This window comes from Pseudoxanthomonas sp. SL93, from assembly GCF_026625825.1.
GTDB lineage: Bacteria > Pseudomonadota > Gammaproteobacteria > Xanthomonadales > Xanthomonadaceae > Pseudoxanthomonas_A.
This window is the reverse complement of record NZ_CP113065.1, coordinates 3,629,547-3,654,443: the sequence shown is the minus strand read 5'-3', so window position 1 is coordinate 3,654,443 and position 24,897 is coordinate 3,629,547. Positions and strand designations below refer to the sequence as shown.

The window sequence follows — 24,897 nt, the reverse complement described above, 5'->3', positions numbered from 1 at the left end:
CCGGGCCCTTCTTGTTTTACTTCGATGAAGACACACGCATCGTCAGTCGCACGCCACCCGTCCCGACGGCACCGTGCGTGGATTGCCCATCGCGAAGGCGAGCACCGGCTGCTGCCACATCTCGAACGACGAGATGCCCGGCGTCAGTCCGCACGTGCTGGTGTAGGTGAAGTGCTCGCCATCCAGCGACAGGTACAGATCGAACTTCACTGCCACCGGCAGATCGCTGCTCACCGTCAGCATGGTCTGCGTCTCGTCACCGCTGCGCGTCGCGCGCAGGTTGCCGGGGCCCTGAGCCGCGGGAGACCAGGACACCACCTGGCCTTCGGCGACGGCCACCTCCAGCGCGAGCGCGGGCGTACCGCTGCCCACGACGAAACCCGTGGGCAGCTCTGCGCGTGCGAAGGCCTTCGGTGGCGCCTTCTTGCCCGCGGCAGAGGCAAGCGGCGAAAGCACCAACAGCGCCAGCATTGCCACTGCCGGCCAACGCCGGGCGATACGCAAGGATTTCATTGGATCAGGCATCTTCGGTCACCCTCAGGACTTCCTCGATGGTCGTCTCGCCGGTCAGCGCCTTGATGATGCCGTCCTCGTACATGGTCCGCATGCCGGCATCGCGGGCGAGCTGTTCGATCTCGCCCATGCCCGCATGGCGCATGATGGCCCGACGGATCTCGTCGTTCATCACCAGGAACTCGACGATGGTGGTGCGGCCCAGGTAGCCCGTCGGGGCGATGGCCGAACCACGTGGGCGGTACAGGAAGATCTCCCCCTGCGGCTGGAATCGGCGCAGGTTGAATCGCTCGATCTCTTCCGGCGAGGCCGGGTACTTCTCCGCGTGCGTGGGCTCCAGCCGCCGCACCAGGCGCTGGGCCAGGATGCCGTTGACGGTGGAGGTCATCAGGTAGTCCTCCACCCCCATGTCCAGCATGCGGGTGATGCCGCCGGCCGCATTGTTGGTGTGCAGCGTGGACAGCACCAGGTGTCCGGTGAGCGCGGACTGGATGGCGATGCGCGCCGTTTCCAGGTCGCGCATTTCACCGATCATGATGATGTCCGGATCCTGGCGCACGATGCTGCGCAGCGCATTGGCGAAATCCAGCCCGATCTGCGGCTTGGCCTGGATCTGGTTGATGCCCTCGATCTGGTATTCGACCGGGTCCTCGACGGTGATGATCTTCACGTCGCTGGTGTTGAGCTTGCTCAGCGCGGTGTACAGCGTGGTGGTCTTGCCGGAACCGGTGGGGCCGGTGACCAGCAGGATGCCGTGCGGCTGCTCCAGCACTTTCTGGAACTGCGGCAGGAAGGCATCGGTGAAGCCGAGCTTCTTGAAATCGAACACCACCGTCTCGCGGTCCAGCAGACGCATCACCACGCTTTCGCCGTGTGCGGTGGGCACCGTGCTCACGCGCAGGTCCAGTTCCTTGCCCTGCACGCGCAGCATGATGCGGCCGTCCTGCGGCAGGCGGCGCTCGGCGATGTTGAGCTTGGCCATGATCTTGATACGACTGATCACCGCGGCGGTCAGGTTGGCGGGCGGGCTTTCACCCTCCTCCAGCACGCCGTCCACGCGGTAGCGCACCTTCAACCGGTTCTCGAACGGCTCCACGTGCACATCGGACGCGCGCAGTTCCACCGCCCGCTGGATGACCAGGTTGACCAGCCGGATGACCGGCGCTTCGGAGGCCAGGTCACGCAGGTGTTCGACATCGTCCAGGTCGCCGGTCGCTTCACCGTCGGCGTTCTCGACGATGGCGCCCATCGCGCTGCGGCCCTGGCCGTAATAGCGCTCGATCAGGTCGTCGATCTCGGAACGCAGGGCCACGCGCGCCCGCACCTGCCGGCCGGTCGCCAGCTGCACCGCATCGAAGGCGTAACGGTCCTGCGGGTCGGCCATCAGCAGGTCGACGTGCAGGTCGTCCTCGCCCACCGGGCAGACATGGAACTGCTTGAGGAAGCGCAGGGACAGTGCGACCGATTCGGGAGGCACATCCGGGGCCTCCTTCGCATTGACCAGCGGCAAGCCGAGCACGTCGGCGGCGGTTTCCGCATGGTCGCGCTCGGACACCAGGCCCAGCCGGGAAAGCAGCGACAACAGGCTGCCGCCGGTCTCTTCCTGCAGGCGGCGCGCGCGCGCAAGATCGGTGTCCTTCAACCGCCCTCTCGCCAGCAGCGCGGCGACGATCTGGTCGTCGGGACTGGTGGCGGTTCCGGTATCCAGCGCGGCTGCGTTCACGAAGGCCTCCTTGGGAGCGCCGACTTTAGCAGGTGCGATGTTGGCCGGGCGTAGCCCGCCTTGCGGCGGGCCGGCGTCGGGTCATCCCACCCACACCCGCGCATTGCGGAACATCCGCAGCCACGGCGAGTCTTCCGGCCAGTCGGCCGGATGCCAGCTGTGATTGGCGCTGCGCGGGGTACGTTCCGGGTGCGGCATCAGGATGGTGGCGCGACCGTCGTCGCTGGTCAGGCCGGTGATGCCATCGGGCGAACCGTTCGGATTCTGCGGGTAAGACGTCGCCACCTGGCCATCGCCATCGATGAAGCGCAGCGCGACGCGGGCCGCGCCCTGGTCCGCCACGCTGTCGAACTCCGCGCGACCCTCACCATGGGCGACGGCGACCGGGATGCGCGAGCCGGCCATGCCCTGGAAGAACACCGACGGCGACTCCAGCACTTCCAGCAACGACACCCGCGCCTCGAACTGCTCGCCACGGTTGCGCAGGAAACGTGGCCAGTGCGTCGCGCCGGGAATGATTTCCTTCAGCTGGCTCATCATCTGGCAGCCGTTGCATACGCCCAGCGAGAACGTGTTGTCGCGGGCAAAGAATGCCGCGAACGCGTCACGCAGGTCATTGCGTTCCAGGATCGAGGTCGCCCAGCCACGGCCCGCGCCCAGCACGTCGCCGTAGCTGAAACCGCCACAGGCCGCGAAGCCGTTGAAGTCCGACAGCACCACGCGTCCAGTGATCAGGTCGCTCATGTGCACGTCGAAGGCATCGAAACCGGCGCGGCTGAAGGCCGATGCCATTTCGATCTGGCCATTGACGCCCTGCTCGCGCAGGATCGCCACCTTCGGGCGCTTGCCCGTGGCGATGAACGGTGCCGCGACGTCGGCGGCGGCATCGAAGGACAGCCTCGGCTTCAGTCCGGTGCGGCCGAACTGGCGCGCGTTCTCGCGCTCCTCGTCGGCCGTCTCCGGGTTGTCGCGCAGTTTCTGCATGGCGTGCGTCACTGACCACCAAGCGTCGAACAGCTCTTCCCAGCGCCACTCGGCCAGCACGTCGCCATCCTGCTGCACACGCACCACGGCCGCCGTCGTCGGGCGCGCGATGCGCTGTGCGCATTCGATCAGGGCATGGCGCTCGATCAGGTCGGCGAACGCCGCGCGATCCTCATCGGCCACCTGCACCACCGCGCCCAGTTCCTCGGCGAACAGCGTGCGGAACGCGTCGTCGCCCCAGCCGTCCAGGTTGATGTCCAGGCCACGATGCGAGGCGAACGCCATCTCGCACAGCGCGGCGAACGCACCACCGTCGCTGCGATCGTGGTAGGCCAGCAGCAGGCCGGCTTCGCGTGCGTCGGCGATCAGGTGGAAGAAATCGCGAAGGCGCTGCGGGTCGTCGAGATCGGGCACGCTTTCGTCACGGCCGTCGCCGGCGAACGCCGGCCATGCACCCTCGCCACCGGACTGCGGATACACCTGCGCCAGCACGGAACCTCCGAGGCGCTTCTTGCCGGCGCCCAGTCCGATCAGCCACAGCTCGCTGTCGTCTTCGCGCGACAGCAGCGGCGTCAGTTGCTGGCGCACGTCGGTGACGGGCGCGAAGGCGCTGATGATCAGCGACACCGGCGAGACGGATTTCTGCGCCTGGCCATCGCTGTGCCACTGCGCCTGCATCGACAGCGAGTCCTTGCCCACCGGGATACTGATATCCAAGTCCGGGCACAGTTCCATGCCCACGGCCTTCACCGCGTCGAACAGCAGCGCGTCCTCGCCGGGGTGGCCCGCGGCGGCCATCCAGTTGGCCGACAGCTTCACGCGATGCAGCGATTCCACTGGCGCGGCGCACAGGTTGGTGATCGCCTCGCCCACCGCCATGCGGGCGGCCGCAGCGGCGTCGAGCAGCGCCAGCGGCGTGCGCTCGCCGATAGCCATGGCTTCGCCCACGTAACCTTCGTATCCGCTCAGCGTGATCGCGCAGTCAGCCACCGGCATCTGCCACGGGCCGACCAGCTGGTCGCGTGCGGTCAGGCCGCCGACGCTGCGGTCGCCGATGGTGATCAGGAACTGCTTGGCCGCCACCGTCGGGTGTGCGAGCACGCGCAGGCCTGCCTCGTGGAGGTCCAGCGCCTCGGTCTGCAGCGCGGGCCACTTCGGCAGTGCGGGGTGCGCGGTGTCGCGATGCATCTTCGGCGGCTTGCCGAACAGCACGTCCATCGGCAGGTCGATCGGTGCATCTGCGGGGGTGTTGCCCGGGGTGGCACCGTAGGCGACGACCAGATGTTCTTCCTTCGTTGCCACGCCGACGGCGGAGAACGGGCAGCGTTCGCGTTCGCACAGCGCCGCGAACTCGGCCAGTCGCGCCTGCGGCACGCCGAGCACGTAACGTTCCTGCGATTCGTTGCACCACAGCTGCATCGGCGACAGCGAGGGATCGTCGCTGGGCACCTTGCCCAGGTCGATCACGCCGCCCACGCCGGAGTCGTGCAGCAGTTCGGGAATCGCATTGGACAGGCCGCCCGCACCGACGTCGTGGAACCACAGGATCGGGTTGTCCTCGCCCATCGCCACGCAGCGGTCGATGACCTCCTGGCAGCGGCGCTCCATCTCGGGGTTGTCGCGCTGCACGCTGGCGAAGTCGAGTTCTTCCGCGCTCTCGCCGGAGGCCACAGAACTTGCCGCACCGCCGCCCAGGCCGATCAGCATGGCCGGACCACCCAGCACGATGACCGCATCGCCGGGCGACAGCGTCTTCTTCTCCACCTGGATGCGGTCGATGGCGCCCAGGCCACCGGCCAGCATGATCGGCTTGTCGTAGGCGCGCGTCAGGCCTGCGCCTTCGGGCAGTTCGAAGCTGCGGAAGTAGCCCAGCAGGTTGGGGCGGCCGAACTCGTTGTTGAACGCGGCACCGCCCAGCGGGCCGTCCAGCATGATCTCCAGCGCCGGCGCCATGCGCGGGTTCAGCGCGCGCGGCGCCTCCCAGGGCTGCGGCAGCGTGGGGATGCGCAGGTGCGATACCGAGAAGCCGGTCAGGCCGGCCTTGGGCTTGCCGCCGCGGCCGGTGGCGCCTTCGTCGCGGATCTCGCCGCCTGCCCCGGTGCTGGCGCCGGGGAACGGCGCGATCGCGGTGGGATGGTTGTGGGTTTCCACCTTGATGCAGAAGGCCGAATCCAGCGTCGCCTCGAGCCGGTACTGGCCGCTGCCGTCCGGACGGAAGCGCGCCGCCGGATAGCCTTCGACCACCGCGTGTGCTCCGGCGTTGTCGCTGTACGCACTGAGCGTGTGCTCCGGCGTCTGCGCATGGGTGTGCTTGATCATCCGGAACAGCGAGCGGTCCTGCTCCTTGCCGTCGATGGTCCAGCTGGCATTGAAGATCTTGTGGCGGCAGTGCTCGGAGTTGGCCTGCGCGAACATCATCAGTTCGATGTCGGAAGGATCGCGGCCGAGTTCCGTATAGCGCGTGCGCAGGTAGTCGATCTCGTCGTCCGCCAGCGCCAAGCCCAGGCGGATGTTGGCCGCCTCCAGCTGCGCCAGCGGGATGCGCTCCAGTTCGCCGCGCGCGGGCGCGGTGAACAAGGCCTGCGCCTGGTCGCGCGTGGTCAGCAGGGACTGCGTCATCGGGTCGTGCAGCGCCTTGGCCAGCGCCGGCTGGCCGTCGTCCCAGCCTTCAAGATCGATGCGCAGGCCGCGCTCGACGCGCTTGACCGGCTGGCCGGCGCCGCGCAGCAGTTCGGTGGCCTTGCTGGCCCACGGCGACAGCGTGCCCAGGCGCGGGGTGACGAAGCGCGAGACCGCGCCGTCGGCCAGCGCCGTCGCCTCGTCACTCGCCTGCAGGATGCGGCGCAACGTGGCCAGGTCCGGCGTGGCGCCGGCCTCTGGTTCGACGAAATAGACGTGCCAGGCACCGCGGACACGCACCCGTGAAGCCGGGTCGTTCGGGGCAAGGGACTGGAGTTTGCTTTCGAGCCGCGCGCGGCGGAATTGCGACAAGGCCGGCTGGCCTTCAAGGACGATCATGTCCGGAACCGTGGGTGGGAGCCGTCAGACGGGCCGGCTATTGTAGCGAAGCCGGCGCATGGCCGGCTTCGTCTTGTCTCAATTCATCCCGGCGGCGGCCGGTTTCGGCTGTGCCGCCAGTTCGTCCAGCTTGGCCCGCAGCGCCTCCGGGGGCAGGTATCCGCCCAGCTGGACGCCTTCGGCGGAGTAGATGGCCGGGGTGCCGTTCACGCCGATGCGCTGGCCCAGGTCGTATTCCAGCGTGACCGGGTTCTTGCAGTCGCGGCTCTGGATGGGCTGGCCGGACTTGGCCTCGGTGAGCGCGCGCTTGCGGTCGGGTGCGCACCAGACGGAGATCATGTCCTTGTGGTCCTTGCTGCCCAGGCCCATCCGCGGGAAGGCCAGGTACTCCACCGCGATGCCCAGCCGGTTGAGGTCCGCGATCTCGCTGTGCAGCTTGCGGCAGTAACCGCATTCGATGTCGGTGAACACGCTGACGGTGTACTTGGCGTTGGGCGGGGCGAACACGATGCGTTCCGACGCCGGCACGCTGGCCAGCAGGTCGCGGCGATGCCTGGCCAGCGCCGGGCTGGTCTGCATCAGGTCGCGTTCTTCCTGGATATCGAGCACGGCGCCCTGCATCAGGTAGCGGCCGTCGTCGCTGACATACAGCAACTGCCCCCCGGCGATCACTTCGCGGAAACCCGGCAGGGGTGCGGCACCGACGTACTCCACCTTCGCATTCGGGTTGAGCCGGGCGATGGCGTTGCGGGCACGCTCATCGGCACTGCCACCCTTCACGGGGGCGGCGGCCACCGCCGGCGTGGCGGCAGGCTTGCCGGCGGCCGGGGCCTGCGGGGCCTGCGCGCAGGCGCTCAGGCTGAGGGCGCCCAGCAGGGCGGCGGTGATCAGACGGGTCATGGTGCGCATCCTGGTGGCCGCATCGGCGGCAGGTTTCCACAAAACGGGGGCTGATTCTCGCACAGCGCCTGCGCGGGCCGGCTTAACCGCGGCCGCAAGTGTGAGCCACGTCAGGCGCGGGGGTGATGGCGACCGTGCAGCTGCTTGAGGTGTTCGCGCGCGACCAGGGTGTAGATCTGGGTGGTCGACAGGGAGCTGTGGCCCAGCAACAGCTGCAGCGCGCGCAGGTCGGCGCCGCGGTTGAGCAGGTGCGTGGCGAAGCTGTGGCGCAGGCCGTGCGGGCTGATCTTCGCCGGATCGATGCCGGCGGCGGCGGCATGGCGCTTCACCAGGCCCCAGAACTGTTGCCGGCTGGGGGGCTCGCCGCTGGCGTTGAGGAACAGCCACGCCAGGCTGCGCTTGCCCGCCAGCGCGGGACGCGCACGGGCCAGGTAGGTTTCCAGCCAGTGCTGCGACTCTTCGCCCAGCGGCACCAGCCGGTCCTTGCTGCCCTTGCCGGTCACGCGCAGCACGCCCTGGCGCAGGTTCACGGCCACCGCCGGCAGGTTCACCAGCTCGCTGACACGCAGCCCGGCGGCGTACATCAGTTCCAGCATGGCGCGGTCGCGCAGGCCGAGCGGGGATTCGACATCGGGCGCCGCCAGCAGCGCGTCGATCTCGGTCTCGGTCAGTGCCTTGGGCAACGACCGTGGCAGCCGCGGTGGATCTAGCAGCGCGGTGGGGTCGTCCTTCCGATCGCCCCGCCGCAGCCGGTGTGCGAAAAACGCCCGCAGCGCGGAAAGCAGGCGCGCGTTGCTGCGCGGTGAATAGCCTTCGCGCGTCCGCCGCGCCAGGTAGTCGAACAGGGCCGCACGGTCCGCCCCCGCCAAACCGCCCGCCTGCCCGTTGCGCCAGCGTGCGAAACCCTCCAGATCACGCCGGTAGCTGTCGAGCGACTGCTTCGCCAGCCCGCTTTCCGCCCAGATCGCATCCAGGAACGCGGCGATCGCCGCCGCATCAGCATCGGGGAGAGGAGGAAGCGCATTCGCCTGTTGGCGGCGTTCGGCAGGAGTCCGGGACGTCATGCCGCAAGCTTAGGCCATGGCCGCCCTGTGGGTGCATGAAGTCTGCCGTTATCCTGTATGCAATGAACGACACCGACTTCGCCCCCGGAAAACCCCGCGCCCTGATCGGCTGGCGGCTGCTTTCGCTGCTGTACGACATCTGGCCGGTACTGGCGATGTGGATGCTGATCTCCACGCTGTTCACCGTCGGCTACACCTTCCTGGGCCACCACGGCACGCGCGACAACATCACGCCCTTCAGCCTGCTGCAATGGTTGCTGTGGCTGGCGTGCTGGGCAGTGACAGGGCTCTACGCGGTGCTCAGCTGGCGGCGCGGTGGGCAGACACTGGGCATGCGGCCCTGGCGCATCAAGGTGATCGCCCGCGACGGCAGCGCGCCGACGCGCCGTGCGCTGTGGACCCGCTTCGCCGTGGCCACCGTGTCCCTGCTGGCCGGCGGACTGGGATTCTGGTGGGCATGGGTCGATCGCGACCGCCTGGCTTGGCACGACCGCCTGAGCGGGACGCAGATGATCAGGCTGCCGAAGCGCGCCTGACGCTGCTTTGCCGGTTCAACGCCGCCGTGATGGCTAGCGGCTGCGTTGCCTGAACATCAGCCACGAGACGACCATCAGCAGGATGGGCGGGATGGCATAGGCGAGGCGGTAATCCATCCGGAATGCACCGGCCATGCGCACGAACATCGTCTGCAGCGCCCAGAAGCCGACCGCGAACACGATGCCGAGGAACAGCCGCTTGCCCATGCCGCCGCTGCGCAGGCTGCCGAACGCGAACGGAATGGCGGCCAGGCACAGGGCCAGCACGTTGAGCGGATAGAACCACCGGCCCCAGTACTGGTCTTCGTACTCGCGCGCGTCCAGGCCATTGCGCTTGCGGTACTCGATGTTCTGGCTGAGCTCGCGGGTTGGCAGGTTGCGGACGCGGGTCAGGCCGGACGACAGCACCGCGGCATCGAGCTTCGATTCCCAGCGCTCGCCCAGGATCTGCTTCTGCGTGGCCGAGCGTTCGTTGAAGGTGGTGCGGCGCACGTTTTTCAGCAGCCAGTAGCCGTCCAGGTGCTCGGCCGTGGCGGCGTGGGCGATGGAGGCCAGGCGGCCATCGTCGGCCAGTTCGTACAGGCGCACGTCGCGCAGCTGCAGTGACGGCTTGCCGTCCTGCTCGCGCTCCTCGCCGCTCTGCGCATAGAGGAAGGTATTGCCCTCGCGCGCCCACATGCCGGCATACCGGTCCAGCACCACGTCACCGGTGCGCGCCGCCGTCTTCAGCATGTCGGCCTGCCGCTGACCCCACGGCCCCAGCGTCTCGCCGCTGACCACCATCAGGCCGGTCAGGATGGCCAGCGCCGCCGCCACCGAGATGCTCAGCCGGCGGCGCGAAAGACCCAGTGCGCGCAGGGCGGTCAGCTCGGAACTGGCGGCCAGCTGGCCCAGACCCATCAGCGCGCCGATCACGGCGGCGGTCGGGAACATCACATAGGCCCGGCGCGGCACGGTGTACAGCACCCAGGCCACGGCATGGCCGAAGGTGTAGTTGCCCTGCCCCAGGTCGCCGATCTCGCCGGACAGCGCCATCACCACGTCCAGGCCCACCAGCACGGCCCAGGTCAGCAGCACCGTGACCAGGACCACCTGGCCGACATACACGTCGTGCAGGCGCGGCATCAGCCTCATGCGCGCCCCCGCGGCCGCGACAGCTTGCCATCGCGCAGGTAGAGCCAGCCGGCCACCGCCAGCAGGGGCACCGTCAGCCACCACAGGCCCGCCAGCCCCGGCAGCTTGCCGTCGGCCAGCAGCTGGGTGCCGTTGATCATCAGACTGATGCCGACCAGATAGGCCAGGAAGCCCACCATGACGCGCCCGTAGCGGGTCTGCCGGGGCGAACTGCGCGACAGCGGCAGGGTCAGCAGCGCGAACGCCAGCGCCAGCAGCGGCGGGGTCAGCCGTGCATGCAGCTGCGCGTTGGCGGCCGGCCGCGAGTCCCCCAGCAACTGCGGCGTCGGCAGCAGGGCGGGGTCGTCCTTGTTCAGCGTATCGGCGCGGTCCGGCAGGGCGACTTCGTTGGACTTGTAGCGGATCAGGCGGTAATCCAGGCCGGGACCGGCCGGACCTTCGACGCGGAAGCCCTCTTCCAGCCGCAGGTAGCGGTCGCGTTCGCCCTCGAAGAACATCTGCCCGCGCCGCGCCGTCACCACATCCACGCGATTGTCCTCGGCGCGGTGCATGAACACCCGGCTCAGGCCGGTGCCGTCCGGGCTGATCGCACTCACGTAGACCACCGCCCCGCTGGACAGCACGGTGAACTTGCCCGCATCCAGCCCCGACACCACCAGGCTGCGGTTGGCGTGGTCAAGCATGTGCTGCGCGGTGCGCAGGGCCCACGGGCCCAGCCACAGCGAGCACAGGCCCACCACCACCACCACCGGGACCACCAGCAGCATCAAGGGTTTCAGCAGGCGGCGCGGCCCGATGCCGGTGGCGGTCAGCACCGCCATTTCCGAATCGCGGTACAGGCGCGAGAACGCCAGCAGCAGGCCCAGCATCAAGGCCAGCGGGATGATGTAGGGCATGTAGTTGATGAACTGCAGCCCCAGCTGGGACAGCAGCAGGCGCGCCGGCACCTTGCCGTCGGCCACGTCGCCGAGCAGATCGGCCATCACGCCGCCCACGCTGACCATCAGCAGGATGATCAGGGTGGCCAGGAAGCTCTGGGTGAATTCCCGGAATAAGTAGCGGTCCAGCTTCGGCATCAGGGGGGCTTGATTTACAATCTCGGGCTTGTGCGCCGCGTGGACGGCGGCAGTCTGTGCGGTCCGGGATGGCGTCAGCCACCTTCCTCCGGTCCGCGATTGTACGTAACTGAACCGGGAATCTGATCAATGACGCTGGAATTCACCCTGAACCACGAAGCCCCCGCCCAGGCTGGCGTCGACTGCATCGTGGTAGGCGCCTACGCCGACAAGAGCCTGAGCCCGGCCGGCCAGGCGCTGGATGCGGCCAGCGGCGGCAAGCTTTCCGCGCTGCTGCAGCGGGGTGACATTGGCGGCAAGACCGGCAAGACCACGCTGCTGCACGACCTGCCCGGCATCACCGCGCCGCGCGTGCTGGTGATCGGCCTGGGCGACGTGGCCAAGTTCGGCGTGGCGCAGTACCTCAAGGCCATCGGCGATGCCGCCCGCGCGGTGAAGACCGGCCCTGTGCGCAGTGCGCTGTTCACCCTGTCCGAAGTCGACGTGAAGGACCGCGATGCCGCCTGGAAGATCCGCCAGGCCGTGATCGCCGCCGACCACGCCAGCTACCGCTACACCGCCACGCTGGGTAAAAAGAAGAACGATGATCCCGGCCTGACCCAGTTCGCCGTCAGTGGCGACGATGTCCAGGCACTGGCGCAGGGCGTGGCGATAGCCGCCGGCGTGCAGTTCACCCGCGAGCTGGGCAACCTGCCGCCGAACATCTGCACACCGGCCTACCTGGCCGAGCAGTCGCAGAAGTTCGCCGCCGACAACGGTGCCGAATGCGAAGTGCTGGAAGAAGCCGAGATGGAAGCCCTGGGCATGGGTTCGCTGCTGGCCGTCGCCCGCGGCTCGGCCAACCGCCCGCGCCTGATCGTGCTCAAGTGGAATGGCGCGGCCGCCGATGCCAAACCCTACGTGCTGGTCGGCAAGGGCATCACCTTCGACACCGGCGGCGTCAACCTGAAGACGCAGGGCGGCATCGAAGAAATGAAGTACGACATGCTGGGTGCAGGCAGCGTGCTGGGCACCTTCGTCGCCACGGTGAAGATGAAGCTGCCGGTGAACCTGGTGGTGGTGGTGCCGGCGGTGGAGAACGCCATCGACGGCAATGCTTACCGCCCTTCCGACGTGATCACCAGCATGTCTGGCAAGACGATCGAAGTGGGCAACACCGACGCCGAAGGTCGCTTGATCCTGTGCGACGCGCTGACCTACGCCGAACGCTTCAAGCCTGAAGCCCTGGTCGACGTGGCCACGCTGACCGGCGCGTGCATCGTGGCGCTGGGCCGCTACGCCAGCGGCCTGATGAGCAAGCACGACGACCTCAGCAACGAACTGCTGGGCGCAGGCGAAACCGTGTTCGACCGCGCCTGGCGCCTGCCGCTGTGGGACGAATACCAGACGCAGCTGGAATCCAGCTTCGCCGACGTCTACAACATCGGTGGCCGCTGGGCCGGCGCGATCACCGCCGGCTGCTTCCTGGCCCGCTTCACCGAAGGCCAGCGCTGGGCGCACCTGGACATCGCCGGCGTGGCCAACGACGAAGGCAAGCGCGGCATGGCCACCGGTCGTCCGGTCGGCCTGCTGAGCCAGTGGCTGCTGGATCGCGTCGCCTGACGGCGGCGCGACTTCCACGCCATGGCCCGTGCCGACTTCTACCTGATCGCCAAGCCGCGCTTCCTCGAGGAACCCCTCAAGCTGGTCTGCGAGCTGGCGCGCAAGGCGTACGACAGCAACCAGTGGACGCTGGTGCTGGCGCGCGACGCCGCGCAGGCCGAGGAGCTGGACGAACTGCTGTGGGCGTTCGATGACGACGCCTACATCCCCCACCAGATCGCCGGCACCGACGACGAGGACGAGCTGACGCCCGTGCTGATCGCCACGCCGGACGTCGACGCGCCCGCGCGTGCCCTGGTCATCAACCTGCGCGACGACGCCTTCGCCGGCGACTGCGAGCGCGTGCTGGAAGTGGTGCCGGCGGACCCCGCCGCGCGCGAACCGCTGCGCGAGCGCTGGAAGCAGTACAAGGCACGCGGCTTCGACGTGAACAAGCACGACATGTAACCCGTACGACGGCAGCCCGCCGTCGCGGCAACGCGATCCGCCACCGCGGCGACATCGCCACCACGATACCGACACGATGACCGACCTCGCCTCCAGCTACGACCCGAAATCCTTCGAATCCCGCCTGTATGCACAGTGGGAAGCCGCCGGCTACTTCAAGCCCAGCGGCAAGGGCGAGCCCTACACCGTGCTGCTGCCGCCGCCCAACGTCACCGGCACGCTGCACATGGGCCACGCGTTCCAGCACACGCTGATGGACGCGCTGGTGCGCTACCACCGCATGCGCGGCTACGACACGCTGTGGCAGATGGGCACCGACCACGCGGGCATCGCCACGGAAATGGTCGTCAGCCGCAACCTGGCGCTGGAAGGCAAGGGCGACACGCGCGATTCGCTGGGCCGCGACGGCTTCATCGCCAAAGTATGGGAGTGGAAGGCGCAGTCCGGCGACACCATCGAGCGGCAGATGCGCCGCATGGGCGCGTCGGGCGACTGGTCGCGCAGCACGTTCACGATGGACGAAGCCGCATCCAAGGCCGTCATCGAGGCCTTCGTGCGCTGGCACGAGCAGGGCTTGATCTACCGGGGCCAGCGCCTGGTCAACTGGGACCCGGTGTTGAAGACCGCGATCTCGGACCTGGAAGTGGAGAACGTCGAGGAAGACGGCTTCCTGTGGTCGATCGCCTACCCACTGGCCGACGGTAGCGGCTCGCTGACCGTGGCCACGACGCGCCCGGAAACCATGCTCGGCGACACCGCGGTGATGGTGCATCCGGAGGACGAGCGCTACGCCCACCTGATCGGCAAGACGGTGAAGCTGCCGCTGACCGACCGCGAGATCCCGGTCATCGCCGACGACTATGTCGACCGCGAGTTCGGCACCGGCGTGGTCAAGGTCACGCCGGCGCACGACTTCAACGACTACCAGGTGGGCCTGCGCCACGACCTGCCGCTGATCAACCTGCTGACGCCGACCGCGGCGATCAACGACAACGCGCCCGAGAAGTACCGCGGCCTGGACCGCTACGAAGCACGCAAGGTCGTGCTCGCGGATCTAGAAGACCTGGGGCTGCTGGTCGAGACCAAGCCGCACAAGCTGCAGGTGCCGCGCGGCGACCGCACCAACCAGGTCATCGAGCCCTACCTGACCGACCAGTGGTTCGTGAAGATGGACGGCCTGGCCAAGCGCGGCCTGGAACTCGTCGAGTCCGGCAAGGTCAAGTTCGTCCCGCCGAACTGGATCAACACCTACCGCCATTGGATGGAGAACATCCAGGACTGGTGCATCAGCCGCCAGCTCTGGTGGGGCCACCGCATCCCGGCGTGGTTCGATGACGCCGGCAACTGCTACGTCGGTCGCGACGAAGCCGAAGCGCGTGCAAAGGCCGGCCTGTCCGCCGACGTCGCCCTCACGCAGGACAGCGACGTGCTGGAGACCTGGTTCTCCTCGCAGCTGTGGCCGTTCAGCACGATGGGCTGGCCGGACGAACAGGCGATGGCCGAGCGCGGCTTCGACCGTTACCTGCCGTCGTCGGTGCTGGTCACCGGCTTCGACATCATCTTCTTCTGGGTGGCGCGCATGGTCATGGCCACCGACAGCTTCGTCGGCCAGGTGCCGTTCCGCGACGTCTACATGACCGGCCTGATCCGCGACAAGGACGGCCAGAAGATGTCCAAGTCGAAGGGCAACGTGCTCGATCCGCTGGACATCATCGACGGCATCTCGCTGGAAGACCTGGTGGCCAAGCGCACCGGCGGCTTGATGCAGCCGAAGATGGCCGAGAAGATCGAGAAGGCCACGCGCAGGGAATTCCCCGACGGCATCGTGCCGCACGGCGCCGACGCGCTGCGCTTCACCATCGCCGCGCTGGCAACGCACGGCCGCGACATCAAGTTCGACATGGGCCGCGCCGAGGGCTACAAGAACTTCTGCAACAAGCTGTGGAACGCCACCCGCTTCGTGCTGATGAACACCGACGGCTTCACCGCCAGCGGCGCACCGCAGCCGCAGACCGACGCGGAGAAGTGGATCCTCTCGCGTCTGGCCAAGGTCACCGCCGAAGTCGAGACCCAGTTCGCCGCCTACCGCTTCGACCTGCTGTCACAGGCGCTGTACGAATTCGCCTGGAACGAGTTCTGCGACTGGTTCGTCGAACTGGCCAAGCCCGCTTTGAACGGCGATGACGCGACGGCCGCCGCCAGCACCCGCCACACGCTGCTGTACGTGCTGGAAGCGCTGCTGCGCCTGCTGCACCCGCTGACGCCGTTCGTCACCGAGGAACTTTGGCAGCAGGTCGCGCCGAAGCTGGGCATCGAAGGCGGCACGGTCTCGCTGCGTCCCTACCCGGTCGCCGCCGACTTCAGCGGCCAGGACTATGCACAGGCCGACGCCGACGTGGAATGGCTGAAGACCATGGTGTCGACGCTGCGCCGCGTGCGCAGCGAACTGAATGTGTCGCCCGCCAAGACCATCCGCCTGCTGTTGCAGGACGGTGGCGACAACGACCGCGCACGCATCACCCGCTTTGCATCGTCGCTGGGCTTCCTGCTGAAGCTGGAGCACATCGCGTGGCTGGACACCGGCAGCGATGCGCCAGCCTCTGCCGCCGCGCTGGTGGGCGACCTGAAGCTGCTGGTGCCGCTGGAAGGCCTGGTCGACCTGGACGCCGAACGCGCCCGCCTGGACAAGGAAATCGCACGCGTCGCCGGCGAGAAGGACAAGAGCGAGGCCAAGCTGGCCAAGTTCACCGACAAGGTGCCGGCGGCGGTGGTCGAACAGGAGCGCCAGCGCCTGGTGGACTGGAGCAACCAGCTGGCTGCCCTGCACGGACAGCGCGCGAAGCTGTAGTCGCGAAGGCGGGCCAAGCCCGCCCTACAGCGGCGGCATCGTGGTGATGTCGTCGGGTACCAGTTCGATGGCCATCACCAGTGCGTCCTCGCGGCCATCGCGTGCGGGGTAGTAGCGGGGACGGCGACCGATCTCGTTGAAGCCTTCACTGTGGTACAGCGCGATCGCGCCGGGATTGGAGGGACGCACCTCCAGGAAGACCCGTTGCGCCCCCTGCCCGCGCGCGACCTTCACCAGTGCACGCAGCAGGTGACGGCCCAGGCCACGGCCCTGCCGCTCCGGCGCGATGCAGATGTTCAGGATGTGCGCTTCGTCGGCCGCGATGCTCAGCAGTCCGTAGCCGATCACCAGGCCGTGCTCGGTCATCGCCCAGGAGGGATAACCGGCTTTCAGGCAGTCGCGGAAGATCCCGCGCGTCCAGGGGAACGGGTAGGCGCGCTGTTCGATCGCCAGCACGGCATCCAAGTCGGACTCGCGCAGGGGCCGCAGGGCGGGCGCGGAAGCCGATGCCGCCTCGACGCCCAGCGCGCTCATGGCAATGACGACCGGCGCAGCTTGCGCAGGGCCGGCCACAGCGCGCGCTTGGCGGCGGGATTGCCGCGCAACTGCGAGGACGGCGGCCATTGCGCGAAGAGCTCCGCCGCGCCCGGCGCATTCGGGTTGCAACCCGATGCCCGGATGAGGGCGAAGTGCAGGCGATCGGGCAATCGCGAGCCGGCGGCACGCGGCGGTGGCGCGGGGCGCTCTCCTGGGCCGTCGTCACGTGGCGGCGGCACCCGGGTCCGCCGCACCGGCTCAGGCGCGGCGACGCGGACAGGTGCCGGCGTCGTGGCGGCACCTGCGGGCGCGGTGTCATCGGCAGCGGGTTGCCCGGCTTCGGTCGGCCAATCGGCCGGCAGGTAGACCGTATGCCCCAGCGCGCCCAGCCAGGCTTGCTGGTCGGCGGACCACAGCCGGTCGGCGGACAGGCTCACGCCGCGTTTTCCCTGCTGCGGCGCGTGCGCAGCCACAGCCAGTAGCCCGGGCCGGAGATGGCGTAGATAACGCCCACGGCGAACAGCGTGCGCGGCAGGTCGATGAACAGGATCGCCAGCGCCAATGGCACCAGCGCCAACACCACGAACGGAATGCGGTCTGCCTTCGCGCCGCCCTCGCCGGTCCCCTTGAAGCTCCAGAAGCGGATGCGGCTGACCATCAGCAGTGCCGCCACCAGCGACACCGCCAGCGCCACGTAGCGCAGTTCCTCGCCACTCCAGCCCAGTTCGCCATCGGCGAACGCCCAGACGAAGGACATCATCAGGCCGGCCGCGGCGGGACTGGCCAAGCCGATGAACCAGCGCTTGTCCACCGTGCCCACCTGCGTGTTGAAGCGGGCCAGGCGCAGCGCGGCGCAGGCGGCGTACAGGAAAGCCACCACCCAGCCGACACGCCCCCACACCACGCCGTCGAACTTCAACGCCGACAGCGACCAGTGGTACATCACCAGCGCCGGCGCCAGGCCGAAGCTCACCAGGTCTGCAAGCGAGTCGTATTGCACCCCGAAATCGCTGCTGGTGCCGGTCAGTCGCGCCACCCGGCCGTCGATGCCATCCATCAACCCGGCCACGAACACCGCGATGGCGGCATTGACGAACTGGCCGTTGGCCGCGGCGATGATGGCGTAGAACCCCGCGAACAGGCCCGCGGTGGTGAACAGGTTGGGCAGCAGGTAGATCCCGCGTGAGCGCGGTGGCGGCTTGTTTTCGTCCATGGGTCGCAGTTTAGCCCAAGCCACCCCGGGCCCGGCTTGCCAGCCCGGCCCGGGGGTGCTGCAATCGCCGCTCCCCTGATCGTTGGAGCCCGCCATGCGTGTCCTGCCCTGCCTGTCCGTGACGGCCTTGTGCCTGGCCGCCGCCCTGACCGCACAGGCCCAGCAGATCTACCAGTGGAAGGACAGCAAGGGCGTCACCCACTATTCGGACAGCCCGCCGCCCAACCAGCAGGCGCAGAACCGCCGCATCACCCCGACGGGTGCCACCGTGGCCGAAGCCAAGCCCGCCGGCCAGGCCGTGGAAAATGCGCAGTGCACGACCGCGCGCAAGAACCTGGAAATCCTGGGCAACAAGGGCCCGGTCCAGCAGGACACCGACGGCGACGGCAAACCCGATGCCACGCTCGACGACACGGCGCGCGCCAACCAGCGCGGGCTCGCCGAAGCCGCGGTGAAGGCCTACTGCACCCCCGCAGGGACCTGAGCCACCCGCATGCGAGGCTGGCTGGCCATCGTGGCAGGCCTCGCAGTCGGCGTGGGCGTGGCGTGGTGGCTGGGCCGCGAAGCCCCGCACGAAACCGAACGCAAACAGCAGCGCGCACGCCAAGCCGCTGACGCGCAGGCCCGCGACGCACGCCCCGCGCTGTACCGCTGGCGCGACGATGCCGGCGTGCTGCAGATCACCGAAAAGCCGCCGAAAGGCCGCACGTTCGAGCGCATCGAGCGCGATGCGCCGGCCGCCATCACCGTGGACGGTGGCTCCCGCGAGTGACGGTGTCGCCCCGCACCACCCATCCAGCCGCCGTTCCCCGTCCAACACTGGCAAAATAGGGAATTCGTCCCCCAGAAAGCCCGTGCCGATGCGCCTGTCGCAATTCCATCTCCGCACCACCAAGGAAACCCCGGCCGACGCCGAACTGGTCAGCCACCAGCTGATGCTGCGGGCCGGCATGATCCGCAAGCTGGCCTCCGGCCTGTACACCTGGTCGCCGCTGGGCCTGCGCGTGCTGCGCAAGGTGGAAACCGTGGTGCGCCAGGAGATGGACCGCGCCGGCGCGCTGGAACTGCAGATGCCGACCATCCAGCCGCGCGAGCTGTGGCAGGAAACCGGGCGCTGGGAGAAATTCGGCGGCCAGCTGCTGAAGATCAAGGACCGCAAGGAAGCCGAGTACTGCTACAGCCCCACGGCGGAGGAAGCGGTCACCGACTTCGCACGGCAGGAATTGAACAGCTACAAGCAGCTGCCGGTGAACCTCTACCAGATCCAGACCAAGTTCCGCGACGAGATCCGTCCGCGCTTCGGCGTGATGCGCGCGCGCGAATTCCTGATGAAGGACGCGTACTCGTTCCACATCACCGATGAGGACCTGGTACGCGAATACCACAACATGCATGCGGCCTACACCCGCATCTTCACCCGACTGGGGCTGAACTTCCGTGCGGTGCAGGCGGACAGTGGCGCCATCGGCGGGGATGCGTCGCAGGAATTCCACGTGCTGGCCGATTCCGGCGAGGACGCCATCGCGTTCTCCACCGGTTCGGATTACGCCGCCAACGTGGAGAAAGCTACCGCTGCCGCGCCTGCCCCGCGGCCCGCCGCGACCGTGGCGATGGCCAAGGTCGCCACGCCGACGCAGAAGACCTGTGAAGACGTCGCCGCGCTGCTGGGCATCCCGCTGCAGCACACGGTGAAGTCCATCGCGGTGATGACCGAAGCCGGATTCGTGCTGGCGCTGGTGCGCGGCGACCATGCCGTCAACGAGATCAAGCTTGGCAAGGTCGCGGGCCTTGCCGACTATCGCCTGGCGAGCGAAGCGGAGATCCTCGAGCATCTGGGCAGCCAGCCGGGCTTCCTGGGACCGGTCGGCGCGAAGAAGGCCCTCCGCGTGGTCGCCGACCGCGACGTGGCGGCGATGGCGGACTTCGTCGTCGGCGCCAACGAAAGCGGATTCCACCTCACCGGCGTCAACTGGGGCCGCGACCTGCCCGAACCCGACACCGTGGCCGATATCCGCAACGTGGTGGAAGGCGACAAGGCAGCCGATGGGGGCGACATCCGCATCGTCCGCGGCATCGAGGTCGGCCATGTGTTCCAGCTGGGCCGCAAGTACAGCGAGGCGATGAAGTTCACCGTGCTGGACGAGAACGGCAAGGCTGCTGCGCCCGCGATGGGCTGCTACGGCATCGGCGTGTCGCGCATCGTCGCCGCCGCCATCGAACAGAACCACGATGCAAACGGCATCATCTGGTCTGCGCCGATGGCGCCGTGGGAAGTCGCGGTGTGCGTGATCAATCCCAAGAACGACGCCTCCGTGAACGACGCCGCGCAGAAGCTGCTGGCGGAACTGCACGCGCAGGGCATCGAAGCGGTGCTGGATGACCGCGGCCTGCGACCGGGCGCCATGTTCGCCGACATCGAGCTCATCGGCATCCCGCACCGCGTGGTGGTTTCCGAGCGTGGCCTGGCCGCCGGCACGTTCGAATACCGCGCACGCCGGGCAACCGAAGCGGAGAACATCGGACACGAGGATTTGTTCGCACGCCTGCGTGCCTGATCTGTCTTCACGGGAAAAGCGTGAGTCAACTCACGTTTTCCCCGCGGATTTCACGGGTTTTCGGTTTGTGCCGTGATTAAGTCGTCGATTATCATCGCTGCTCCGCCACGGATGGGCTGACCCTTCCTTTTTGGAGAAATTGATGTCGATCGACCTGCGTAGCCTGTCCGTCAAGGAACTCAGTGCGCTGATCACCAAGGCGAAAGAACAGCAGACCAAGCTGGCCAAGCGCACGCCCATTGCCACCGTGCGGGGCAAGATCACCAAGTTTGCCAAGGCCGAGGGCTACACGCTGGAAGAACTGTTCGGTACGCCGTCCGCGGCGCGCAATGGCGCCAATGCCGGCAAGCCGGGGCCCAAGGCCGGTCGCAAGCTGGGCAAGGTGGCACCGAAGTACCGCAACCCGGCCAACACCAAGGAAACGTGGACTGGCCGCGGCAAGCAGCCGCGCTGGATGGCAGCGCTGGTGGCCAAGGGCAAGAAGCCGGACGACTTCCTGATCAAAAAGAAGTAAGCCGAACCGATCGGCACGGATTCAATGCGGGAGGCGATGCGTGGCATCGCCTCCCGTTTTCTTTGGGCGAAGCCCGCCGCCTCAGAGGTTCTTGCGCGAGGAGATCAACAGGTTGCCGAACAGCAGGCCCGCGATCAGCGCCATCAACACGTTGGTCACGCTGAGCAGGGCGGACTGCCCCACGCCCACGTCCTGCTGCTGCACCAGCGACATCAGTCCGCGCAGGCTGGAGCTGCCGGGCACCAGCATCAGGATGCCCGGCACGCGGATCAGCGCGCCGGGGCGGTTGGCCCAGCGCGCGAAGGCATTGCCCGCGGCGGTCAGCGTCAGTGCCGACAGGAAGATCCCTACCGGACTGCCCCAGGCTTCGCCGGCAAAGCGCGAGATGCTGTAGCCGGCGATCGCCGCACTCATCACCCAGAAATAGTCGCGGCGGTGCGCCTTGAATAGCACCGCGAACGCATACGCCGCCAGCACCATCGAGCCCCACTCCACCCATTCGGGTTGCGGCCGCGACGCCCGTACTTCCGGATACAGGCCCACCAGCTGCGCCAGCGTGATCGCGATCAGGCTGCCTACCGTCAGCTTGAGGATGGTCGCCATGGCCCCTGCAAAGCGTGCGACGCCTGACACCAGGTGCTGGCTGGTCAGCTCGTTGACCGCGTTGGTCAGCGCCATGCCCGGCAGCAGCACGATCAGAGATGCGATGATCACCGTGTTGAGGTTGAGCGGCGCCACGAAATTCGCGATCAGGATGGCGACGAAGCCGGCGACCAGGGCCGAGATGGCATCACTCGCTTCCTTCATCTGGGGACGCCGCGCGATCAGCTCGCCCAGCAGTCCGATCAGCAACCCGATCAGTCCCGCCGTCGCCAGGTCCAACCATGGCAGGCGCCACAGCCCGGCCACCGCCGCGGCCGCCAACCCGGACGCGAAAACCTGCATCGCGCGCCAGCGCAGGCTGGGCGCGCGGTCGAGCGCCCGCAGCGCCGTATGGCCCTGCGCGATGCTCATTTCACCGGACGACACGGCATCGGCGATGCGGTCCGCCTCGCTCAGCTTGTGCAGGTCGGTTTCACCCGGCGCCAGCCGGATCACGCGCGTGCTGTCGCTGGCGCCCAGCGGGCGCGTGGGATCGCTGAAGCTCAGGATCAGGCCGGTCGGGTTGGACCACGGCTCGCAATCCAGGCCCAGCCGCTGCGAGAGCGACACCACCGTGCCCTCCAGTCGCTGCGCGGTGGTGCCGTAGCTGTGCAGGCGTCCGGCCATCTCGCAGATGAAGGCGATGCGCTGGGCGTAGGTCGCGGTGTAAGACGGTTCGTCGGCCATCCGCACAGTATGCCCAAGCCCATGCGAAAACACGCCGTCGTGATCATGTTGCTGCTTACACTACCGGTCATGCTGGGCGCCAAGGGGGCACATGGGTATCGGTGAGGCACTCGCGCTGGGCAGCGCAGCCACGTGGGCCGTGGGCGTGATCCTGGCGCGTCAGTTGGGTGCGTACCTGCCGCCGCTGGCGCTCAACCTGCTGAAGAACACGCTGGTGCTGGGCGTGCTGGCCCCGGTGACCCTGCTGCTGCACTGGGGCGACTGGCCGGTGCTGCCCACGCAGGATCTGGCCATCGTGCTCGCCAGCGGCGTGATCGGCATTGCATTGGCCGACACGCTGTACTTCCGCGCCCTCAACGAACTGGGGGCCGGCCGGATGGGCATCATCGGCAACCTCTACAGCCCGCTGGTGCTGCTGCTCGGCTTTGTTTTCCTGGACGAACGCCTGGGTCCCGCGCAATGGGTCGGTTTCGGCCTCGTCGGGCTGGGCGTGCTGCTGGTCAGCCGGCCACCCGGGGAATGGAAGACACACCCGCAACACACCGTGCGCGGCATCGTCATCGGCATGCTGGCCATCGCCCTGATGGCGGTCGCGGTGGTCATGGTGAAGCGCATCCTGGAAGCCCAGCCACTGCTGTGGGTAACGATGGTCCGGCTGGCGGGCGCCGTCAGCGGCCTGCTGGCGCTGGCCGCATGGCCTGCCATGCGGGCGCGTATGCGGTTCGATCCCCGCGCGGTGCCATGGCACCGGCTGGTGATGGCGGCACTGATCGGGCAGGGGTTGTCGATGGTGTTCTGGCTGGGCGGCTACAAGTACACGTCCGCGTCGGTGGCCGCCATCCTCAATGAGAGCGCGTCCGTGTTCCTGGTGGTGCTGGCGGCGGTGTGGCTGCGCGAACCGCTGGGACGACGGGCGTTTGCTGGCGTGCTGCTCACGTTCAGTGGCATAGCCTGTATGCTCCTTGGCCGAGCGATGCCATGACCCCCACCCCTGCCCGCCCGCAGTACGAAACCGATCAGGCTGACCCCACGCGGGTACGGCTGGCGGGCGACTGGACGCTGGCCAGCGCGCTGGTCGTGGCGGAGGAATTGCGCGGCCTGCCTGAAGCGGTCACGCGCATCGATGCGACCGCCATCGGCCGCATCGATTCCACCGGAGTGTTGCAATTGCTGCGCTTCGCCAAGCGGCGCGGGCTGGAACTGGACAGCATCGATTTCCGCGAAGACCACCGCGCGCTGGTCAGCACGATTGAAGACGTCGCCGACGACCGCCCACCGCGCAAGCGGGACTATGGCTTCCTGGCCGCGCTGTCGCGCCTGGGCTACCAGGTGCAGGAAAACGGCAGGGAGATCGTCTCGCTGCTCAGCTTCACCGGCGAGAACCTGGTCAAGCTGGTGCGCATGGCGAAGGAGCCACGCCGCTTCCGCGCCACCGCCACGGTTTCGCACATGGAAACCGTCGGCCTGGATGCCGTGCCGCTGGTGATCCTGCTGTCCTACCTGGTCGGCGCGGTGATCGCCTTCCTCGGCTCCACCATCCTGCGCGATTTCGGCGCCGAGATTTACGTGGTGGAACTGGTCAGCATCGCCTTCCTGCGCGAGTTCGCCGTGCTGTTGACCGCCATCGTGCTGGCTGGTCGCACGGCCAGCGCCTTCACCGCGCAGATCGGCGCGATGAAGAGCCGCGAGGAGATCGATGCGATCCGCACGCTGGGCCTGGACCCGATCGACCTGCTGGTGATCCCGCGCCTGATCGCGCTGCTGGTCATGCTGCCACTGCTGACCTTCATCGCGATGATGGCCGGCCTGGCCGGCGGCGTCACCGTGGGCGCGTTCGACCTGGGCATCCCACCGCAGATGTACCTGGCGCGCATGCACGAGACGATGGAAGTCCGGCACTTCCTGGTCGGCATGTCGAAGGCGCCCATCTTCGCGCTGATCATCGGCCTGATCGGCTGCCTGGAAGGCCTGCAGGTGGAAGGCACCGCGCAATCGGTCGGCGAACGCACCACGTCCAGCGTGGTGCAGACGATCTCGCTGGTGATCATCATCGACGCCCTGGCGGCGTTGTGGTTCATGAACATGGATTGGTGATGGCAGACGACTCCCCCATCATCCGCATCCGTCGCCTGGTCAATCGCTTTGGCGAACAGGTCGTGCACGAAGACCTCGATCTGGACGTGCGTCGCGGCGAGATCCTCGGCGTGGTCGGCGGCTCGGGCACCGGCAAGTCGGTGCTCATGCGTTCCATCCTGGCCCTGCGCACGCCGGATGCCGGCGAGATCGAGGTGCTGGGCGTGGACGCGCGATCCGACGATGTCGCTTCTCGCCAGCACATCGAACGCAACACCGGCGTGCTGTTCCAGGATGGCGCGCTGTTCTCGTCGCTGACGGTGGGCGAGAACGTGCAGGTGCCGCTGAAGGAACACCACCCGGAACTCCCGGACAGCTGGCGCTACGAACTCGCCCTGCTGAAGATCAAGCTCGCCGGCCTGCCTGCGGATGCGCTGAACAAGCTGCCTTCGCAACTTTCCGGTGGCATGCGTAAGCGCGCCGGCCTGGCGCGTGCGCTGGCACTGGATCCGCCCCTGCTCTTCCTGGACGAGCCCACGGCCGGGCTCGACCCGATCGGTGCGGCGGCATTCGACCACCTGATCAAGACCCTGCAGGAAGCGCTGGGGCTGACGGTCTTCCTGATCACCCACGACCTGGACACGCTGTACGCTATCTGCGACCGCGTCGCCGTGCTTGCGGACCGCCAGGTGGTCACGGTGGCGCCCTTGAACGAGGTGGAGCAGTTCGACCACCCCTGGGTACAGGAGTACTTCCATGGTCCGCGTGCGCGTGCTGCGCGCGACGGGCAACGGGCCTTCGGGTCGCACACTACGCAAACGGCAGTCTGAA

21 protein-coding genes and 1 pseudogene are annotated in these 24,897 nt (G+C 67.9%); 11 read left to right on the top strand and 11 right to left on the bottom strand.

Going from position 1 to position 24,897, the window contains the following annotated elements:
• Positions 1–42: 42 nt before the first annotated feature.
• The 5 genes from OVA13_RS17080 to xerD all read right to left on the bottom strand — a co-directional run bounded on the left by OVA13_RS17080 (position 43) and on the right by xerD (position 8,202).
• Complete coding sequence (locus OVA13_RS17080; protein ID WP_267791648.1) at positions 43–513, bottom strand: hypothetical protein; 471 nt, start codon at positions 511–513, stop codon at positions 43–45.
• 4 nt (positions 514–517) lie between these two features.
• Positions 518–2,236: a type II secretion system ATPase GspE gene (gene gspE / locus OVA13_RS17075; RefSeq protein ID WP_267791647.1), complete on the bottom strand. Its 1,719-nt coding sequence runs from the start codon at positions 2,234–2,236 to the stop codon at positions 518–520.
• An 81-nt stretch (positions 2,237–2,317) separates the two neighbouring features.
• Positions 2,318–6,238 carry a phosphoribosylformylglycinamidine synthase gene (gene purL, locus OVA13_RS17070; RefSeq protein ID WP_267791646.1) on the bottom strand — a complete coding sequence of 1,307 codons (3,921 nt, stop codon included), beginning with the start codon at positions 6,236–6,238 and terminating at the stop codon, positions 2,318–2,320.
• A 78-nt stretch (positions 6,239–6,316) separates the two neighbouring features.
• Positions 6,317–7,138, bottom strand: a complete 822-nt coding sequence (locus OVA13_RS17065; RefSeq protein WP_267791645.1) for a DsbC family protein — start codon at positions 7,136–7,138, stop codon at positions 6,317–6,319.
• A 110-nt stretch (positions 7,139–7,248) separates the two neighbouring features.
• Positions 7,249–8,202 (bottom strand): site-specific tyrosine recombinase XerD, encoded by a 954-nt coding sequence (xerD, locus tag OVA13_RS17060; protein ID WP_267791644.1) that lies wholly within the window; start codon positions 8,200–8,202, stop codon positions 7,249–7,251.
• A 35-nt stretch (positions 8,203–8,237) separates the two neighbouring features.
• Here xerD and OVA13_RS17055 point away from each other — a divergent pair, with 35 nt between their 5' ends.
• Positions 8,238–8,738, top strand: a complete 501-nt coding sequence (locus OVA13_RS17055; protein WP_267791643.1) for an RDD family protein — start codon at positions 8,238–8,240, stop codon at positions 8,736–8,738.
• 33 nt (positions 8,739–8,771) lie between these two features.
• Here the strand turns inward: OVA13_RS17055 and lptG are convergent, their stop codons facing one another.
• Both lptG and lptF read right to left on the bottom strand, forming a co-directional pair.
• A complete protein-coding gene (gene lptG, locus OVA13_RS17050) occupies positions 8,772–9,920 on the bottom strand; it encodes an LPS export ABC transporter permease LptG (RefSeq protein WP_267793563.1) in 1,149 nt (382 codons plus the stop codon).
• Positions 9,869–10,948, bottom strand: a complete 1,080-nt coding sequence (gene lptF / locus OVA13_RS17045) for an LPS export ABC transporter permease LptF (protein WP_267791642.1) — start codon at positions 10,946–10,948, stop codon at positions 9,869–9,871. Before lptF ends, lptG begins: the two co-directional genes overlap by 52 nt.
• 129 nt (positions 10,949–11,077) lie before the next feature.
• Here lptF and OVA13_RS17040 point away from each other — a divergent pair, with 129 nt between their 5' ends.
• The 3 genes from OVA13_RS17040 (at position 11,078) to OVA13_RS17030 (ending at position 15,845) form a co-directional block, all read left to right on the top strand.
• The gene (locus OVA13_RS17040) at positions 11,078–12,550 is read left to right on the top strand and encodes a leucyl aminopeptidase (protein ID WP_267791641.1); all 1,473 of its coding nucleotides are present in this window, start codon (positions 11,078–11,080) and stop codon (positions 12,548–12,550) included.
• Positions 12,551–12,571: 21 nt separating this feature from the next.
• Positions 12,572–12,997: a DNA polymerase III subunit chi gene (locus tag OVA13_RS17035; protein WP_267791640.1), complete on the top strand. Its 426-nt coding sequence runs from the start codon at positions 12,572–12,574 to the stop codon at positions 12,995–12,997.
• A gap of 76 nt (positions 12,998–13,073) precedes the next feature.
• Positions 13,074–15,845: a valine--tRNA ligase gene (locus OVA13_RS17030; protein ID WP_267791639.1), complete on the top strand. Its 2,772-nt coding sequence runs from the start codon at positions 13,074–13,076 to the stop codon at positions 15,843–15,845.
• 24 nt (positions 15,846–15,869) lie between these two features.
• Here the strand turns inward: OVA13_RS17030 and rimI are convergent, their stop codons facing one another.
• The 3 genes from rimI to pssA are packed head-to-tail and all read right to left on the bottom strand — an operon-like array spanning position 15,870 to position 17,595.
• Entirely contained in the window at positions 15,870–16,379 is a 510-nt protein-coding gene (gene rimI, locus OVA13_RS17025; protein ID WP_267791638.1) for a ribosomal protein S18-alanine N-acetyltransferase, read from the bottom strand.
• Entirely contained in the window at positions 16,376–16,819 is a 444-nt protein-coding gene (locus OVA13_RS17020) for an alanine acetyltransferase (RefSeq protein WP_267791637.1), read from the bottom strand. Before OVA13_RS17020 ends, rimI begins: the two co-directional genes overlap by 4 nt.
• On the bottom strand, positions 16,816–17,595 hold the full coding sequence (gene pssA / locus OVA13_RS17015; RefSeq protein ID WP_267791636.1) for a CDP-diacylglycerol--serine O-phosphatidyltransferase: 780 nt from the start codon (positions 17,593–17,595) through the stop codon (positions 16,816–16,818). Before pssA ends, OVA13_RS17020 begins: the two co-directional genes overlap by 4 nt.
• A gap of 94 nt (positions 17,596–17,689) precedes the next feature.
• On the opposite strand from pssA, the gene OVA13_RS17010 reads away from it, so the two are divergent.
• The 4 genes and pseudogenes from OVA13_RS17010 to OVA13_RS16995 all read left to right on the top strand — a co-directional run.
• Positions 17,690–18,079 carry a DUF4124 domain-containing protein gene (locus OVA13_RS17010; RefSeq protein WP_267791635.1) on the top strand — a complete coding sequence of 130 codons (390 nt, stop codon included), beginning with the start codon at positions 17,690–17,692 and terminating at the stop codon, positions 18,077–18,079.
• A gap of 9 nt (positions 18,080–18,088) precedes the next feature.
• Entirely contained in the window at positions 18,089–18,367 is a 279-nt protein-coding gene (locus OVA13_RS17005; RefSeq protein WP_267791634.1) for a DUF4124 domain-containing protein, read from the top strand.
• Between the two features lie 88 nt (positions 18,368–18,455).
• Positions 18,456–20,150 carry a proline--tRNA ligase gene (locus OVA13_RS17000; protein WP_267791633.1) on the top strand — a complete coding sequence of 565 codons (1,695 nt, stop codon included), beginning with the start codon at positions 18,456–18,458 and terminating at the stop codon, positions 20,148–20,150.
• 142 nt (positions 20,151–20,292) lie between these two features.
• Positions 20,293–20,658 (top strand): annotated as a pseudogene (locus OVA13_RS16995) (H-NS histone family protein); the annotation flags it as partial.
• A gap of 87 nt (positions 20,659–20,745) precedes the next feature.
• Here the strand turns inward: OVA13_RS16995 and OVA13_RS16990 are convergent.
• On the bottom strand, positions 20,746–21,993 hold the full coding sequence (locus OVA13_RS16990; protein WP_267791632.1) for a threonine/serine exporter family protein: 1,248 nt from the start codon (positions 21,991–21,993) through the stop codon (positions 20,746–20,748).
• Between the two features lie 91 nt (positions 21,994–22,084).
• On the opposite strand from OVA13_RS16990, the gene OVA13_RS16985 reads away from it, so the two are divergent.
• From OVA13_RS16985 to OVA13_RS16975, 3 genes are read left to right on the top strand one after another with little or no spacing between them, the layout of a single operon-like run.
• Positions 22,085–22,975, top strand: coding sequence for a DMT family transporter (locus tag OVA13_RS16985; RefSeq protein WP_267791631.1), 891 nt, complete (start codon positions 22,085–22,087; stop codon positions 22,973–22,975).
• Entirely contained in the window at positions 22,972–24,087 is a 1,116-nt protein-coding gene (locus OVA13_RS16980; RefSeq protein WP_267791630.1) for an ABC transporter permease, read from the top strand. Before OVA13_RS16985 ends, OVA13_RS16980 begins: the two co-directional genes overlap by 4 nt.
• Positions 24,087–24,896 (top strand): ABC transporter ATP-binding protein, encoded by an 810-nt coding sequence (locus OVA13_RS16975; protein ID WP_267791629.1) that lies wholly within the window; start codon positions 24,087–24,089, stop codon positions 24,894–24,896. Before OVA13_RS16980 ends, OVA13_RS16975 begins: the two co-directional genes overlap by 1 nt.
• The last annotated feature ends 1 nt before the right edge of the window (position 24,897 follow it).

Excerpts from the sequence above, each read along its gene's own strand:
- OVA13_RS17080 (WP_267791648.1), bottom strand. The coding sequence starts at position 513 with ATGAAATCCTTGCGTATCGCCCGGCGTTGGCCGGCAGTGGCAATGCTG.
- purL (WP_267791646.1), bottom strand. The coding sequence starts at position 6,238 with ATGATCGTCCTTGAAGGCCAGCCGGCCTTGTCGCAATTCCGCCGCGCG.
- OVA13_RS17065 (WP_267791645.1), bottom strand. The coding sequence starts at position 7,138 with ATGACCCGTCTGATCACCGCCGCCCTGCTGGGCGCCCTCAGCCTGAGC.
- xerD (WP_267791644.1), bottom strand. The coding sequence starts at position 8,202 with ATGACGTCCCGGACTCCTGCCGAACGCCGCCAACAGGCGAATGCGCTT.
- OVA13_RS17055 (WP_267791643.1), top strand. The coding sequence starts at position 8,238 with ATGAAGTCTGCCGTTATCCTGTATGCAATGAACGACACCGACTTCGCC.
- lptF (WP_267791642.1), bottom strand. The coding sequence starts at position 10,948 with ATGCCGAAGCTGGACCGCTACTTATTCCGGGAATTCACCCAGAGCTTC.
- OVA13_RS17040 (WP_267791641.1), top strand. The coding sequence starts at position 11,078 with ATGACGCTGGAATTCACCCTGAACCACGAAGCCCCCGCCCAGGCTGGC.
- OVA13_RS17035 (WP_267791640.1), top strand. The coding sequence starts at position 12,572 with ATGGCCCGTGCCGACTTCTACCTGATCGCCAAGCCGCGCTTCCTCGAG.
- OVA13_RS17030 (WP_267791639.1), top strand. The coding sequence starts at position 13,074 with ATGACCGACCTCGCCTCCAGCTACGACCCGAAATCCTTCGAATCCCGC.
- rimI (WP_267791638.1), bottom strand. The coding sequence starts at position 16,379 with ATGAGCGCGCTGGGCGTCGAGGCGGCATCGGCTTCCGCGCCCGCCCTG.
- pssA (WP_267791636.1), bottom strand. The coding sequence starts at position 17,595 with ATGGACGAAAACAAGCCGCCACCGCGCTCACGCGGGATCTACCTGCTG.
- OVA13_RS17010 (WP_267791635.1), top strand. The coding sequence starts at position 17,690 with ATGCGTGTCCTGCCCTGCCTGTCCGTGACGGCCTTGTGCCTGGCCGCC.
- OVA13_RS17005 (WP_267791634.1), top strand. The coding sequence starts at position 18,089 with ATGCGAGGCTGGCTGGCCATCGTGGCAGGCCTCGCAGTCGGCGTGGGC.
- OVA13_RS17000 (WP_267791633.1), top strand. The coding sequence starts at position 18,456 with ATGCGCCTGTCGCAATTCCATCTCCGCACCACCAAGGAAACCCCGGCC.
- OVA13_RS16990 (WP_267791632.1), bottom strand. The coding sequence starts at position 21,993 with ATGGCCGACGAACCGTCTTACACCGCGACCTACGCCCAGCGCATCGCC.
- OVA13_RS16985 (WP_267791631.1), top strand. The coding sequence starts at position 22,085 with ATGGGTATCGGTGAGGCACTCGCGCTGGGCAGCGCAGCCACGTGGGCC.
- OVA13_RS16980 (WP_267791630.1), top strand. The coding sequence starts at position 22,972 with ATGACCCCCACCCCTGCCCGCCCGCAGTACGAAACCGATCAGGCTGAC.
- OVA13_RS16975 (WP_267791629.1), top strand. The coding sequence starts at position 24,087 with ATGGCAGACGACTCCCCCATCATCCGCATCCGTCGCCTGGTCAATCGC.